At 43.2% G+C, this 16,984-nt stretch carries 9 protein-coding genes; all 9 read left to right on the top strand.

The window, feature by feature from the left end:
- The first annotated feature begins 1 nt into the window (after nucleotide 1).
- The 9 genes from NST47_RS26320 to NST47_RS26280 all read left to right on the top strand — a co-directional run bounded on the left by NST47_RS26320 (nucleotide 2) and on the right by NST47_RS26280 (nucleotide 16,937).
- The gene (locus tag NST47_RS26320; RefSeq protein WP_341157780.1) at nucleotides 2–1,588 is read left to right on the top strand and encodes an ABC transporter substrate-binding protein; all 1,587 of its coding nucleotides are present in this window, start codon (nucleotides 2–4) and stop codon (nucleotides 1,586–1,588) included.
- A 305-nt stretch (nucleotides 1,589–1,893) separates the two neighbouring features.
- Nucleotides 1,894–2,811 (top strand): ABC transporter permease, encoded by a 918-nt coding sequence (locus tag NST47_RS26315; RefSeq protein ID WP_341157779.1) that lies wholly within the window; start codon nucleotides 1,894–1,896, stop codon nucleotides 2,809–2,811.
- Between the two features lie 40 nt (nucleotides 2,812–2,851).
- A complete protein-coding gene (locus NST47_RS26310) occupies nucleotides 2,852–3,736 on the top strand; it encodes a carbohydrate ABC transporter permease (RefSeq protein ID WP_341157778.1) in 885 nt (294 codons plus the stop codon).
- Nucleotides 3,737–3,848: 112 nt separating this feature from the next.
- Nucleotides 3,849–5,546, top strand: coding sequence for a hypothetical protein (locus NST47_RS26305; RefSeq protein ID WP_341157777.1), 1,698 nt, complete (start codon nucleotides 3,849–3,851; stop codon nucleotides 5,544–5,546).
- A gap of 104 nt (nucleotides 5,547–5,650) precedes the next feature.
- Complete coding sequence (locus tag NST47_RS26300) at nucleotides 5,651–7,099, top strand: response regulator transcription factor (RefSeq protein WP_341157776.1); 1,449 nt, start codon at nucleotides 5,651–5,653, stop codon at nucleotides 7,097–7,099.
- A 4-nt stretch (nucleotides 7,100–7,103) separates the two neighbouring features.
- Complete coding sequence (locus tag NST47_RS26295; protein WP_341157775.1) at nucleotides 7,104–8,903, top strand: sensor histidine kinase; 1,800 nt, start codon at nucleotides 7,104–7,106, stop codon at nucleotides 8,901–8,903.
- 260 nt (nucleotides 8,904–9,163) lie between these two features.
- Nucleotides 9,164–10,972, top strand: coding sequence for a hypothetical protein (locus NST47_RS26290; RefSeq protein WP_341157774.1), 1,809 nt, complete (start codon nucleotides 9,164–9,166; stop codon nucleotides 10,970–10,972).
- 432 nt (nucleotides 10,973–11,404) lie between these two features.
- Nucleotides 11,405–13,546: a glycosyl hydrolase family 28 protein gene (locus NST47_RS26285; protein WP_341157773.1), complete on the top strand. Its 2,142-nt coding sequence runs from the start codon at nucleotides 11,405–11,407 to the stop codon at nucleotides 13,544–13,546.
- 253 nt (nucleotides 13,547–13,799) lie between these two features.
- The gene (locus NST47_RS26280; RefSeq protein WP_341159757.1) at nucleotides 13,800–16,937 is read left to right on the top strand and encodes a glycoside hydrolase family 2 TIM barrel-domain containing protein; all 3,138 of its coding nucleotides are present in this window, start codon (nucleotides 13,800–13,802) and stop codon (nucleotides 16,935–16,937) included.
- The last annotated feature ends 47 nt before the right edge of the window (nucleotides 16,938–16,984 follow it).

Raw genomic sequence — 16,984 nt, 5'->3', positions numbered from 1 at the left:
CATGGCTATCAAAAAACTTGGGGTACTGGCACTAACAGGCTCCCTTGCCGTTACAGTCTTTAGCGGCTGCAGCAGCAATACGGACAAACCCGCTGCTTCTTCATCACCTGATCCAGGGCAGAGCGCGGCTCCGAAGGCAGAGGAAATCGTTGATCTTGAAGTGTGGAATACGAATACGGGCTTTAAACCTATTACCAAAGGAAGTAAGGTATACGAGTTTTATAAGGAAAAGCTCGGCGTCGGCGTCATTCAGCCTTATGTGGAATGGAACGGCGGCACCACTTACCTGAACCAGCTGAACCTGAAGATTGCTGCGAATGAAATGCCGGACTTGTTCAGGCCTCATCAGGGCATCGAGGACAGCTTGGCTAAAAACGGCGCAATCGTCGATTTGACAGAACTTTTGCCGAAGTACGCACCAAATGTATGGCAGAGCATTCCTAAGGAAGTGTGGGACGTGGTCAAAGCCAATGATCCTACCGGACAAGGAAAAATTTATTATATCCCGGGCGTGCTGGACTATGGCAGAGAAACGGGTTTGATTCGTAAGGATTGGCTCGACAAGCTGGGGCTGCAAATGCCGAAGACGCAGGATGACTACGTGAAAGTGCTCGAAGCTTTCCGGGATAAGGATCCGAACGGAAATGGACAAAAAGATGAGATCCCGACCGGTGGCCGGGAGCAGGCGGCTTGGATGGATCATTTATTCGCCATGTACGGTATAGCGATGCTCGAAGGCAAACCGGATTGGGATGTGTACGATGGCAAGCTGACTTACGCTGCGGTTTCTCCGAATATGAAAGCTGCACTGGAGTTCATCGCCAAATTGTATAAGGATGGGTTAATCGATAAGGAATCACTTTTGAACAATAAGGCGAAGTGGGAAGGGAAAATTGATTCGAACAACGTCGGCAGTTACTTCCACTGGGAAGAGTCGGTCTTCGATCGTTTAGAGAATATTAATAAAAATAAAGGCGTGAAAGGCGATTACTCCGTACTTCCGATCCCAGAGGTACCAGGCTACAAGGGCTTCTATACCTTGATGAAGATGCAGCCGCCGGCCTGGGTTGTGAAGAACGGCAAGGATCAGCAGAAGCTCATGGCAACGCTGAAGCTGCTGAACAACATGTACGACAAAAAGAATTGGAATTCACTTTACCTTGGCGTGGAGGGTATGCACTATGTCATGAAGGACGGTAAAGCTTCCAGGCTTCCAGATGACAAAAGCGTACAAGAGAACATTCCCCTTCACCCGTTTCTTGATGTAGCTACTGCTGACTTCTCCATTGAGCTGTTCAAAAGTACGTCGGCGGAGGATAGAAAGTGGGCAGTAGATCAAGGCATCCGAAACATTCAGGAAGCTCAGAAATACTTCAAAACCATTGCCGGTGACGGTATGCCTGCAAGTGTCTATGATGGGTTTGCAGATATCAATAATCGTACGCTTTATGTGGAATATGCGACTAAGATTATCCTTGGGCAGTACCCGATCAGTAAATTCGATGAATTCGTAGAGAAGTGGAACAAATCGGGTGGTGAAGAAGTCACGAAGCGTGCCAGAGATTGGTATGCGAAGGTGAAGAAGTAAATATGAAGTAAACAACGCAAAGGGGATTAATACTTCCTTTTGCGTTGTTTTACTATGTCAACAATCAGTTAAAAGCCTCATATCCCTTTTAGCGTCATACATCTCATCCTTCCCATTAACGAACATAGTACATAAAAGAAACGATATTATTACATTTTTCGTGAAGAACATATGCCATATAATAAAAACATCAAAACACCAATGGATGGGTTGTACATTCAATGAAACGTTTTCATTTAAGGGAGGAAGTCGAAACAACATAAATAACCCAAGTCAGAATTTTATCGTTGTAGGAGGAAAACGAATTGACAAATAGTGAGAAACTACACAGAAGAGTCAGAATTAAAGAAAATATCCCATTGTATTCCATGCTGCTATTGCCACTTCTGTTTTTTATTATTTTCAGCTATGTTCCCATGCTAGGATCGGTGATTGCCTTTAAAGATTACAGATTTATAGATGGTATTTTGGGAAGTGACTGGGTAGGGCTACGGAATTTTAAAATGATATTTGGACAGCCACAGACACTAGAGATCATAAGAAATACATTTGTTATTAGTTTGCTTTCCGTCCTTGTATCATTCCCATTCCCGATTATTCTAGCTATCCTGCTAAATGAATTAAGAATAAAATGGTTCAAAAAATCGGCACAAACAGTTCTTTATTTACCTCACTTTTTCTCATGGGTCATTGTAGGCGGTATTATTATTAACATTTTCTCCGTTAATCGGGGTCCTATCAATTTTATTATTGAATCATTTGGAGGGGAACCCTTCCAGTTTATGTTTAATCACACGGCATGGATGTCTATATTTTTAGGAAGTGGTATTTGGAAAGATACAGGATTTAATGCCATCATCTACTTAGCTGCACTCTCGAGTATAGATCCTACGTATTACGAGTCGGCGGTTGTAGATGGCGCTAACAAGTGGAAACAAATTACGAAAATCACCCTTCCATGTTTGTATCCAACAATCATCCTAACATTTATATTAGCTACGGGTAAGATTATGGAAGTAGGATTTGATCGCATTTATGTTCTACAAAATCCTGTCGTAAAAGATATATCTGAGGTCGTGTCCACATTTATTTATGAGGTTGGCATTCGTTCAGGGGACTTCAGTCTAACGACGGCAATGGGATTGTTCGATTCTGTCATCAGTTTGGTGCTTGTGCTTGTGGCCAATAAATTAGCCAAGATGTCAGGGAATGCTTTATTCTAATCAACTAACAAACTAGACATATGAAGGAGAGGACTGGGCATTGAAAATATCGACTGGAGAAAAAGCGTTTTATACGATTAATAACATAGTGCTTTTTATAGTATCGCTGACGTGTTTGCTTCCGCTCATCTATATTGTTGCTACTTCATTCAGTAGTGGCGCAGCTATTGATGCAGGCAAAGTATATTTGTGGCCAGTTCAGTTTACAACTGCTGCTTATAAAGTATTAGTTGTATCGACTGATTTGTTTAAATATTTTTGGAATAGTGTCGTTGTGACCGTGGTTGGTACTGCGCTTAGTATGGTTTTTACGATATTGTGTGCATATCCGTTAGCTAAAAAGAAATTGTTTGCTAGAAAGAAAATCACATTCTTAATCGTCTTCACCATGTTGTTTAGCGGTGGTTTGATACCAACGTTTTTATTGGTCAAATCTCTTGGATTAATGAACTCGTATTGGTCCATTTGGTTAACCACTCTGATTAGCCCCTACAATATGTTGCTTATGAAATCTTTCTTTGAAAATATATCCGAAGAGTTGGAAGAAGCCGCTAGAATCGATGGTTGTTCAGAATGGCGAATTTTACTTCAGATGTATCTTCCGCTTTCCAAAGCTGTGATAGCAACGCTGTGCCTGTTTTATGGGGTTACGTATTGGAACATGTTCTTAAAAGTGCTAATGTATATCAATGATTCAAAGGGATATACATTGCCCGTTCTCATTCAACAGATGGTGTTCCAATTAGAGCAAATAAAGCTTGGTAGTAGTACTGATCTAAGTGCGGTATCGGGTTCAGGTGAGGTCATTTCGGAATCAGTTAAGTCTGCAGGTGTTGTTGTATTGATTTTGCCAATGCTCGCTGTATATCCATTCCTGCAAAAATATTTTGTAAAAGGTGTTATGCTGGGGTCGGTAAAAGGCTAAGTGAGACGTAATGTTTGGCGATTGTAAAGGGTACGATAATCGTATTCTTCACATATATCGAAAGCGATTTCAAATTTCAATAGTTTTTTAAAAAAAGGGAGGCAATAACTGTATGAAGAAAAAGTCTCGTGGTTTGGTTGCATTATCGCTAGTGATGGCTGTTTCTGTTGGACTTACAGCATGTAGCTCATCTAAAGATGTGCCTACAAAGAATGACAGTGCAAAGACTACTCCTGATGGTCAAGTGAAAAAAGGTAAAGTAACCGTTATGGTTTATGATCGAGGACTCATTCCAGCTTCAGAAGGTACGTATGAAAATAACCGCTGGACCAAGTGGATTCAAGAAAATGCGCCGCTCGAAGAAGTTAAATTTATCGTGGTACCCAGAACAGAAGCAGTACAGAAGATGAACATGCTATTTGCAGCCGGAGAAGGTCCAGATGTCGTAGCCAACTATGAAGATTTGATACCCTTTATATCCAAAGGGCAAGCATTAGAAATAACAGATGATTTGCTTGCCAAAATGCCCAACTATAAAATGGTTTTAGATAAATATCCAGCACTTCAAAAGCTCACGACTGTAAATGGGAAACGTTACACCATCGGAACAGTATCTCCTGTTTCACCAAATCATACTGCGGTAATCCGAGCTGATTGGTTAGAAAAATTAAATCTTCCTATGCCCAAGACACCGGAAGACTTACTTGCTGTTGCCAAGGCGTTCACAGAGAAAGATCCCGATGGAAATGGGAAAAATGATACCTATGGATTAACCTTAAATCAGGATTCCCAAAGAGTGCTTTCTCACATGTTTGGTTTTGGCAATCCGGATAAATATGCGGTCGTGGATGGCAAGCTGACTTATGTATGGGATAGAATCCAAGATTGGCTTAAGTATTCGAAACAAATTGTTGATGCGAAGGTTGTAGATCCGGACTTCTTACTTGATAAAGGGGATAAAGCACTAACTGATTTTATTAATGGAAAGATTGGGATTTTCCTGACAGGGAAATTTAGTCAGCTGAATTCACCAACATTTGTGAATTTCAAAAAGGCAAATCCCACTGCTAAACTGGATACATTTGATTTGCCTGTGACTAAGTATGGCAGCTTTGAAGGATATGTTAATGGTGGTCCTTCTGGTGTAGGTTTTATTAATGCCACCACCAAAGATCCTGATGCTGCTGTTAGGTACATTAACTGGTTAAATGACCCTAAAGTTTCCGATTATTTAGTGAATGGACCTGATGGTGTTTACAAAAAGAGAGACTCAGAAGGTACCGTTGTTGTAGTGGACCCTGAGAAGAATAAAATTGAATACGATTATGCAGCAGATTATAGTATCATTAGAAATTTTCAATTAGACGGTGGTGCTGCAACTTATAGTCCTTTAGCCAATGAGTATTACAACTCGTATCTCAAATCGAGCGACCCTATCTTACAGGAGTTTGGAGATTTATACTTTAAGATGGCGCAAATTGTCAATAAACCAAATGCTATCGATCCAAGAAAATGGCAACAAACTTTGCCGGCACTTGCGTCTGATACCCTGTTGAAGAAAACGAATGGAACAAAAGCTGTAGACGATATTCTCTTAAAATCACTTGCACAACCAAATGTGACTGCTGAGAAGGCTATTGCAGATGCGAAAGAGGCTTGGAAGAAGGCTGGCGGCGAAGATGTAGATGCGTTCTACAATGATTATTATCAAAAAAATAAAGCTAAGATGTTATCTACTGAAGATTTTGAAAAATTAAAACTTGCACCAGAATTGTTGCCTTTAGCAAAGAAAAATTCTAAAATTAAATAAAAGTGGTTATGTTATAATGTTAAAAGTAATGAAAAAGGGAACTCTTTGTCCGAGGATAAGAGTTCCCTTTACAGATATTAACGCAGAAATGTGGTGTTTGACGTATGTACCGTGTGGTCATTGTTGATGATGAACCTTGGGCTTTGATCGGCATTCGAAAATTAATAGAGAGCAGCGGGAACAGATTCAAAATTATTTGTGAAACAACCGAACCTGCCATAGCATTGGAAGTGATTTGTGAAGAACGACCCGATGTCGTTTTTACAGATATTCGAATGCCTAATATCTCTGGGATCGAGTTGATGAAAAGGACAAGAGCACAAGGCGGAGACGTTGATTTTATTGTGATTAGCGGCTTTGCAGAGTTCTCTTATGTGCAGCATGCCCTGCAGGAAGGTGCGATGGATTATCAATTAAAACCTTTGGATATGGAAAAGGCTAAGGAAATGCTGGATAAGCTTTATAGAAAGCTGGAGAACAAACGCAGTACAAATGATTTAAGCTTTTACATTTCTTTGCTGGAAGAATTCAAGGACAATCAGTCACTATTGAGTACTAGGCTGCGCCATCTCCCTTACAAAAGATATCAGGTTGTAACGTTGTATTTTAAAAGCGCTGAATATGATGATGTGGTTTTATTAGAATTAGGAACTAAAGCACAACTGACTACACTGAAGTTAGGGCCCAAAAAATGTGTGTTTATTATTAATAGTGATGAAGATCAAAGTGAATTGATCTATCGTAGTCTTACATCCAAAGAAGATGTTGTTGACAGGGCAGGGATTAGTTTATCCAGTGATGGGGCTGATCATGTATCCATGCTTTTAAAAACTTCGGATATCGCGAGCAATGATTGTTTTGTAGATCGTTCAAAGCGAATTTCACAATACAGCAAAGGCAAAAAAAGTCATGTCAAACAATTTGCTGAACAAATCATTGAAGCACTCGAACGAGTTCAATACAAGACCATGAAGGATATGACAACCGTGATAACGGCTTTTTTTAGTGCAAACAGTTTGGGCATTGAAGATGCGGTGTTTTTATGGAATGAAATTGTTATGCATACATTAAAATACAGTGAAACCAGTAGCCGATTACTGGACTTTGAGTTTCTAGATTATAGTGAGATGAAAGAAAAGTTCATGAATTTAGAAACACTAAGTGAATATGTGTTTGAACAGCTATCCTATCCAGAACGAGATCAGCTTGGAGATGCAAATAATAAATTTAAAGAATTGCTGCTCTACACCAATAAGAACTTTCATGAGGAGCTGTTTTTAAAGGATCTGTCCACTAAGTTTTTTATTAATGTAAGCTACTGTTGTGAATTGTTTAAAAAGGTTACGGGCATGACGTTTTCACAGTATATGACGGATTTGCGGATGAAAAAGGCTATTGAATTGCTTCAGAATAGTAACTTGTCTATTGCAGATGTATGTAAGAGTGTAGGTTATAGTGATTATTTCTATTTTAATAAGGTATTTAAAAGGAATTTAGGGTGTACACCTTCCAAATATCGTAAAACGAGCGGGGATATGAATGCGCTTAATTAGTAATATGAAGCTGAAACACCAAATATCGCTGCTTATACTCATTGCATTGATTATGATGATCTTGTTGCAGAGCATGTATAATGTTTTCTTCAATTCGCTAACTCGGGAACGTGCTGCTAAGTTTGCAGAGAATCTCATGGAGCAGGTAGCGCAAAATGTGGATACGATCGCAAAAAGCGTCGAGAGAGATTCCATTACTATTAGTTACAGTAAGTACGTGCAGGAACTGTTGGTGTCGAATAATGTATTTCGGAATGCAGAATTAATTGACTATGTATCTGAAATTTTTACACATACAAGATCTTCTAATCAAAATATTTATAGCATTGTTCTATTAAATAATAAAAACAGGCAAATCTCAGACTCTCTCCATTACAACAATGATATATTGAATAGTTTGGAGAAAATGTACAATTTTCAAAGCGGTGATTTTAAAAAGGCTGTGTTCTCTTCTATTGTAAGAGACAGAAGTGATGCGTTCTTTTATTATTCCTTTATTTCTCCTATATTTTCTTCTTTAGATATGACAGGAGACTATTCAAAAATCGGAAGCTGTATTTTTCTTCTAGATACGAGGGAATTAGAGAAATTAGTGAACAAAACAGAATTAACGAAGAATTCACTTTTTTTAATACTTGATTCAGACAATAGGGTGATCGTTAGCAATAAAGGTCTTAAAGCAGGTGACTTTTATGAGAAGGTGTTTTGGAAGGAAGGCGTAAGCAGTACGGCAAAAGACGAAATTGAGTATGAAGGTAAAAAATCCATTGTCCAATATAAAAAAATTGAAAGTACAAATTGGAAAGTCATCAGTGTTCTTCCTATTGCGGAGCTTACAAGTGATATGTTGCCTATCGTTTCCTTAGGCATCTGGCTAGGCATCATCATGATTATCTTGATGACGCTGATAGGCAGTATTTTTATGTATAATACCACGCGTCCCGTTATGTTAATTGTAAGATTCCTATCCCAAGTGGGCGAACGAAATCTAAAACATAGGCTAAGAATTCCTTCAACAAACGAGGTAGGTGTTATTGCTACCCATATCAATCAAATGCTAGATGACGTAGAGGTTATGACTCGAAATATGGTTGAGAATCAAACGTTTCTCTATGAAGCCGAGTTATCAAAAAAACAAGCGAAACTGTCGGCGCTGCAAAGCCAAATTAATCCTCATTTTCTTTATAATACATTGAACTGCTTGAGCAGCATTGGATTAGCCTATGATATTAGTGAGGTCGTCAGTATATCGTCCGCCATGTCAAGAATATTTAGATACAGCATCAAAGGCAAAGACATGGTGAGTATTAAGGACGAAATGAGCTGTATTAAAGACTATCTGTTAATAATGGACATCCGGTACAAGGGTAAATTTGAGATCGTGATCCAGATGGAAGAGTCTTTTCTAGAGATGAAGACGTTGAAAATGATTCTCCAACCGATTGTGGAAAATGCGATATACCATGGCTTGGAGATGAAAAGTGGGGTAGGACGTCTGTTCATTCACGGTTTTGAATCTGAGCATGGCTATTTGCAAATAGATATCGAGGATAATGGGGTAGGCATGACTGACAAACAGTTATCCGAATTACGTAAAGGGATACGAGATGACGAAAATATGGAACTGTTTGGAACAGATAAACAAAGCATTGGGCTTGGAAATATTAACAAGCGATTAAAGCTACAATTTGGATCGCCATATGGTCTGGATGTTGTTAGTGAAGCAGGTATAGGAACCAAAGTTACCGTCAGGCTACCTGTTATTGAACCTACAGGTAAAATGAACCTATTGCCTGGTAATTAATTATGAAAGTTAGGAGAAGCGGAAATATGGATTTATATCTAACAAAAGATGGAGAATGCAATGTAAGCATTGAAATCTGTTATAACAGTGGCATCATTACGAATAATGCGATTGGTTTGTTAAGAGACGAATGGAGGGACGTGTATCATGTTCACAATCTCCAGATAAATGGAGACCATTGTGGAGGTAACCGAATCCGAATCATCGAGCCTGTAGTAACGGAAGGCCAAGACGAACAGACATTTTTGATTCATACTGTAGTGAAAGATGGGAATTTTCACATCTATGTTTCGGGTGAAAGTGAAAAGGCCATCTTATATGGAATATGTGAAATTCTCGATCAGACGTACATCCAGGATCATGAAGTGCGGTTACCCCTATTAAAAATGAGCAGTACGCCAGATATCAAAAAAAGGGGTGTCGAGAGGCATTGGGGGCCTTCTTTGACAACGACGGCAAGTCTGGATGAGAATATCAGCCTTATCAAGCTTTTAGCAAGAAAAAGAATCAATCATCTGATGTGGATCGATAGTTGGATCAGTATGAGCTGGTATCCATTCCTTGATTTTAGGCATTTCCCCAGACTGGAAAGAGAAGATCAACACGGCAAGATTAAGCTTGCAAAGGAGTGCCTTAATCGGATCATTATAGAGGCCCGAAATTGGGGAATGGACTTTTACCTGTCCTGCACCGAGTTCAATATACCCGAGGAGCTTCTAAAGATCCACCCTGACATGTTTTATCGAAATCCTAAAACGGGTTTATGCGTGCTGCGATTAGACAGTGAAGATACGTGGCTTTTTTACAAGTCCAAAATTAAAGAGGTCATGGAGGACTTCCCTTCCCTTTCTGGTATTGAACTCTGGACAGGGGAGGCCATGGAAATATGGCAATGCTACCGCCCTGACACGGATACAAGGTCGATTGGAGAACTTTTTCTTGCGATGTATGATAAAGCGCTTGAGGCGATGGATGAAGCAGGAAGAAGTGATGGGCGGATCATTTGTTCCAGCTTTACCCATCATCCGGAGTGTGAAAAATTATATGAAGACATTCTGGGTAAATTACCTGAGCGGTGTGATGCACGAAGTAAAATGCAGGTCGAGGATTTTTATCGTTTTCATTCTCCGGCGACGCTTCCAGGCAGGCTTGCTCCGGGCAGGGAATGGGTAGAATTTGATCTGGGAGGTGAATATAGAGGGGATTGGAGCGGTTGGATCACCTGTGCGCTGCAATTTATACCGGATAGAATGAGGTATTACCAGGAAAAGGGAATAAGTGGTTACATGTGCAGGATACGTGGTTATTCATTAGGTCCAAACACCAAATTTGTTGGAGATTATGCAGTTTTAAAGGGATTACAGTCAATTAAATATGATGTTTTTTTCAAAACCTGTTGGGATATGAATATACAGCTGGAAGATATATGGAAAATATGCAAGAAAAGCGGATTCCCTGATGAAATGCTGCAATTTTTTCAGTTGTCGGAAAAAGTAGCAGAACAGGCCCAATATTCAAATGAATCCATTGTGAACAATTTCCATTCATCCTTTATTGGCTCTATAGAAAGGTACGAGTGGCAGCTGCAATATATGGATCATCCCTATAATACAGCCGGTATGGAAAGAAAATGGATTTTAGAGCCAAGTGAAGAAAACCTATCAATTATATTGGCTGAAAAAGACCTTGCCATTAAAAATGTTCATAAAATGAGTGAAATCCTGGAGCAGTGCAAGAATGAGCTGTCAGAAGACGACTATTCTGTTTTAAAGACATGTATGGACTATCAAACACAAGCAGTAAAGGTGTTTAAAGTGCATACAGAAATGTTTTTTAGGTACAGGCTATTAATGATGACAACTTCGGAAAATAGGTATGAGCTTCTTACCGATTGCATGAAAAGGTGTGAAAAGGAAGTCACGTTGCTTCGGGATCATGATCAGGTGCAGGCCCAAAATGCTTATGCTTTGATTACTGACATCAAGTGGAGGTTAAATTGTGATATGAATAGTAGCTATTATCATGAGTTAGCCTACCATGGTGTTTGTAAGACAGCCGGGTTTCTATAATCAAATACAAAAATCCTTGGGTGGTAAACTGCCCAGGTTTTTTGTATGCAATGCGGTATAAGTTATACGAATTTAGTACATCTAAGGCTGCTAATAACGAATAAATTACATAAAAGAAACGAAATGATTACATTTTTTTTGATTAACGTGTGCAGTATGATAATAACAAGATTTGATTAGAGCCTTATCGAAAGCTAATTTGTAAGCGCAAACAAAACCTGTTTAAATCGCGCAGAAGCTCCTTTTGCTAACCTTCGTCTTCTGGTGACAATCTTCCGGTCTATCTTCGTGCAAACCGGAGGAATTAGATCATAGATACAAACGCTTAATCGAGAGGGGGTTATTCTATCTAATCGATCATCTATGAAGGAGGTTTGAAAGGACAGGTAATCAAGTGTGAGGGATTACAATTAACAGGAGGCGAAATAATTAATGCATTTCAGTAAAGTGAAATTGCGAATCGGAAATTTGCTGGCGAAAATTATCGTGGTTGCTGCCCTAATTTTCAGTTTCTCTATCGACATGGCCCAGCCTGCATCCGCTGCAACGGTAGTGACATATCCTTCTTACTTCGGTACAAGCTCGGCCTACACTTTGATGGTTGATTCGACTACTGTCAGGGTTGCCAGGCAGTTTGATTATTCCTTTGCCCAGTTGTCTTATTCCGGTACGGCTACATTCAGAGTAACAGCCAAAGATACGATTACTACCTACGACATCAGCCCTCACAGTTACGGTATTGCGGCAACCGTAAGCGGCAAGGATCTAACCTTCTCCCTTCCTCAAGCCGGATCACGGTACTTGGTGATCAAGATCAATAACCTGGAGAACCTTGTTATTATGGCTGATCCTATAGAAGCAGGGGCACCAGTGCCGAATGGCGGTAGCGTCAAGAGCATCATGGATTATTCGGGTATGGACAATACGGGCGGCAATCTGATGACGTCCAAAATCCAGCAAGCCATCAATGATGCCAACGCTCGTACAGGCGGCGGAACGGTTTATTTCCCAGCCGGTATTTATAAGTTCTCTCAGCTTGAGCTCAAGAGTAACGTTACACTATATTTAGCTGCTGGTTCTGTACTTCGCGGGTCATCGACGTTAAGCGATTATGATTTCTCAGGGGACAATTTTCGGGCGGCCAATATCCGTATCGTAGGGGCATCGAATGCAGCTATCAAAGGAAGAGGGATGATCGACTCCAATGGGACTACGCTTACAACGGGTGATAGCGGACCGAACCGAGAGTATATCATCACTTCTCTCAAAAATTCATCGGGAACAAAGCCAAATAATCTGACCTTCGAGGGGATTACCCTAAGGGATGGAACAACCTGGAACTTTAGGATTGAGGACGCTACTAACGTCAAAATCAGTAATGTGAAGATTATAAATAACGTTCACTGGATTCATGGAGATGGCTTTGATCTCGTTAATACTTCCCATGCTGTTGTGGATCAATGCTTCGCTTATACTGGTGATGACGTATACGATGCCAAATCATCGACAGAAGAACCGATGACGGATGTCGTATTCAAAAATTCGGTTGCCTATACTGAATCTGCAGGTACCAAGGTAGGTATGCAAGGACAGGCATCGGTCAGCGATATTTGGTTTATCAATATTGACGTGATCCTGGGCTATCGAGGCATCAGTGTGGATCATGACCAAGGAAATGGTGTGTGGGACGGTATTCATTTTATCGACATCCGAACGGAAAAGATCCATAATAATGGAACCTCCGGCCAATTTATGACGGCTCCGATCCTCATCTGGACGGCCAAGTATGGGAGTACGGAGGTTGGCCCTGTCAGTAATATAGAACTGGTTCGTTGTACCTTTGAGGACATTAACAATTTTCATTCCAAAATTCAAGGTAATGACAGCACGAGCATGGTTTCCAATGTAATCCTCCGCGATTTGAAAATGAACGGTAGCTTGATCACAAGCGCTTCCCAGGGGTTAATTGATATAGGTGCAAATACGTCCAATATTACGTTTGTCACATCGCCGATTAAAGCGGATTTCTACGGTACCGATGTTGGTACTGTCCCTTCCAGTTGGACGGCTTCGCCCAGCGCAGGCGGCACGATTGGAGTTGCGGCGTTACCGACTGCCAACAATCGGAGTATGAAGATCACACGGACGGACACAAATGCCAACACCTCGGACACAATTTCCAGGACGGTCGGGACTGCACTTAGCGGAACCGTAGTGGTGGAAGCGACCATACGCAATGAGGTCAACAACCAAAGCTACACGGCACCTTTCTTGTATGACTCCGCAGGAATCAACGCCTTCAGCATGACTATGGCGAGCGACGGGAATATCAAGGTTCATTATGATGGCGCCTATCAGACAGTTCAAAGCTATACAGCAGGGGTATGGTATCCTGTCAGAATTGTCATCAATACCACATCGGATACCTTCGACTTGTATGTGGACGGTGTCAAGAAGTTGACCGGCAAGCCGCTTCGAGCTCCTGTCTCCAATATCGCCAAAATCGAGTTTAATAAGAATGGACCCAACAACAGTACGGCCTACTTTGATAATGTAAGCATGTACCAGCAGTAAATGGATATATATGCTCATATCAATTATTTTGCAGCGAGGCTCTTATCCAGAGACCTCGCTTTTTAATATCGCTTCTAGAACGAATATAGTACATAAAAGAAACGAAATTATTACATTTTTCTTAGTGAACTTAAGGCTTACAATAATAACGTTTACAATAGTCTTCTCTGGAAGTCTATCTATGTTCTCAGCCCTTGATAAATGACATCATGCCATATTTCTACGGCATATCGATTGGAGTGTTTGGTTGAATATGATGAATGACTGGGAAAATCACAGGCTGCTGCACCGAAACCGGCTGCCGGCAAGAGCTGCATTCATCCCGTTTGGTGATGACGAAAGCGCTTTATGCTGCGAACGGGAATTATCCCCCAATTATGTGCCACTAAATGGAACTTGGAAATTCAACTACGCCCCGACTCCTGCTCACGCCCCGTCGAGCTTCCACTTGGAAGCTTTCGATGCAAGCAGCTGGGATGACCTTTCTGTGCCTTCCTGCTGGCAGATGCACGGCTACGGCCGGCCGCATTACTCGAACGTCGTCTACCCGTTCCCGGTCGTACCACCGCTGGTGCCGACCGATAATCCGACCGGCTCCTACCGCCGTGAATTTACGGTTCCGGCTGATTGGAGCGAACAGTGCATTACGCTGCATTTTGAAGGCGTAGACAGTGCATTCTTCATTTGGGTAAACGGACGGGAGGCGGGCTTCAGCAAGGGCAGCCGCATGCCGGCGCAGTTCGATATCACTGACCTTGTTCACGAGGGGACGAACGTCCTTGCGGTTCGCGTCATGCAGTGGTCGGACGGCTCGTATATCGAGGATCAGGACATGTGGTGGCTGAGCGGTATTTTCCGCGACGTTTATTTGACAGCAGCGCCACAAACTCACCTATACGATTATTCGGTTCGGACGCTGCTCAATGCGGACTATCGTGATGCGACTCTCGATGTCAAATTGCGCTTGCGCAGCGTGAACGCAGCTGCCCAAGCCGTGCGGGTCGAGCTGCAGCTGCTCGATGCGTACGGGGGACCGGTTGAAGGCGGCAGTGCGGAGAAAACAATAACCGGATGTGCACTGACGCAGGACCACTCGGCGGTGTTAACGCTTCCTGTCGTCAACCCTCGGAAATGGTCTGCGGAAGACCCGTACTTATACAAGCTGTTGATCCGGGTAATTGGGGATACCACGCAGGTAACGGCAGCGCGCGTTGGCTTCCGCTGTGTTGAACTGAAGGACGGCTTGCTGCTTGTCAATGGGACGCCGATTATGTTTAAGGGCGTCAACCGGCACGATCATCACCCCGACCTTGGACGAACCGTACCGCTTGAATGGATGCGAAAGGACGTGCTGCTGATGAAGCGGCACCATATTAATGCTGTCCGTACCTCGCATTATCCTAACGATCCGCGCTTCTATGACCTGTGTGATGAATACGGACTTTACGTTATTGACGAGGCCGACCTGGAATGCCACGGCTTCCATCGAACAGACAATTCCAATCAATTGAGCGACGACCCGGAGTGGGAGGCTGCCTATATAGACCGGATCGAACGGATGATCGAGCGTGACAAGAATCATCCCTCCATCATCCTCTGGTCGCTTGGCAATGAATCTTACTACGGCTGTAATCATGCGGCGATGTATCGCTGGGCCAAGGAGCATGACCCAACACGACTGGTGCACTACGCAGAAGATAGGGAGGCTGTGACCGCTGACGTGTTCAGCACGATGTACAACAGGATTTGGCAGTTGCACGAGCTTGGCCAGCGTGAAGATCTTGGCAAGCCCCACATCATTTGCGAATATGCACATGCGATGGGCAACGGTCCGGGCGGCTTGAAGGAATATTGGGACGTCTTCTATACGTATAAGCGTCTGCAGGGCGGCTTCGTGTGGGAATGGGTTGATCAGGGCATCCGGCAGAGGACGGCTGACGGTGTGGAATTCTTCGCCTACGGTGGCGATTTTGATGACCACCCGAACGATATGAATTTCATTATCGACGGTCTCGTTAACCCGGACCGTGTGCCATCGCCGGGACTGCTGGAGCTAAAGAAGGTGATCGAGCCGGTTGTGATCGAAGCATTGGATTTGCAGGCTGGGCAGTTGAAGCTTACGAATCGATACGATTTCCTGCATAAGCTGGATCATTTGCATCTTGTATGGAATGTAATGGCAGATGGAAAAGTCCTATGCTCGGGTAAATGTGAGCTGCCCGATATCGCGCCGGGATGTACGGGCACCCTGAACATCAACTATGCGCTGCCGAGTCGGTTGCAGCCGGCAACCGATTACTGGTTGAACGTCAGCCTCCTGCTTGCCGCCGATACGGCTTGGGCCACATCAGGCTTCGAGGTTGCATGGGCCCAATTTGAATTCCCGAACAAATCGGAGCATAGCCCTAACCTTGAACTGTTTGCCTTCGCGCCGTTGTCCGTGACGGAGAACGGTGTGATGCTGGAGGTGCGTGGCGGTGATTTTGAGCTTCTATTTGACCGTGTTTATGGCGTTATCTCAGGCTGGAGACACGCCGGCGTCCGACTGCTGGAGGAAGGACCAAGGCTCGATCTGTGGCGTGCTCCGACAGACAACGATATGCGGCCGATCGGCGACTGGAGGACATCTATCGAGAATGATCGACGAGCGACGGTCGTATGGAAAAATTGTGGGCTGCACTGGCTGCAGCATCGTGTCATGAGTGTGGACTGGAGCAGTAATGGCAGCGGAACGGTCGTAACAGTCACCTGCAGGGTACGTGTGGCACCGCCTATTTTGAAATGGTCGGTCGACACGTTATATACTTACACGATTTATGCCAACGGGGACGTGACGATCGACGTGAATGGCATGATCGAGGGCAGTGGTGCTCCGGAGACGCTCCCCCGCATCGGTTTGCGGCTGGCACTGACGAACGATTGTGATCGGGCGGAATGGTATGGTCGGGGCCCTGGCGAAGCGTACGCCGATTCGAAGCAGGCCGTAAAGTTTGGCGTATACCGGAAAACCGTGCACGAGCTGTTCACCGAATACATCGTACCGCAGGAAAACGGTAACCGCACCGATACACGCTGGCTCGCTTTGACGAATGAGCAGGGAGCGGGTCTGCTGGCGACAGGTTCACCGCAGTTCGAGTTTACGGCCAGGCGCTATACGAGTGAGGATCTGGAAAAGGCGAAGCATACTTATGAGCTGAAGGAACGCGACCGCGTCTTCCTGCATCTCGATCTTGCGCAGAACGGCATCGGCAGTGCCAGCTGCGGTCCCGGTGTGCTCCCTCAGTATTTACTGAAGGCGGAGGGGTTCCACTTCCAGGTCCGACTCACGCCGATGACCTCCGGGTCGGGTTCGCCTGCACAGCTTGCCAAGCGTGTACCGAAGGTACGCTAACAACCGCAATTGTTCACTTGTGAATTAAATTATTAAAAGCTGGAGGT

It is taken from the genome of Paenibacillus sp. FSL H8-0034 (assembly GCF_038000305.1).
Classification (GTDB): domain Bacteria; phylum Bacillota; class Bacilli; order Paenibacillales; family NBRC-103111; genus Paenibacillus_S.
This window is presented reverse-complemented; position numbering and strand designations above follow the sequence as displayed.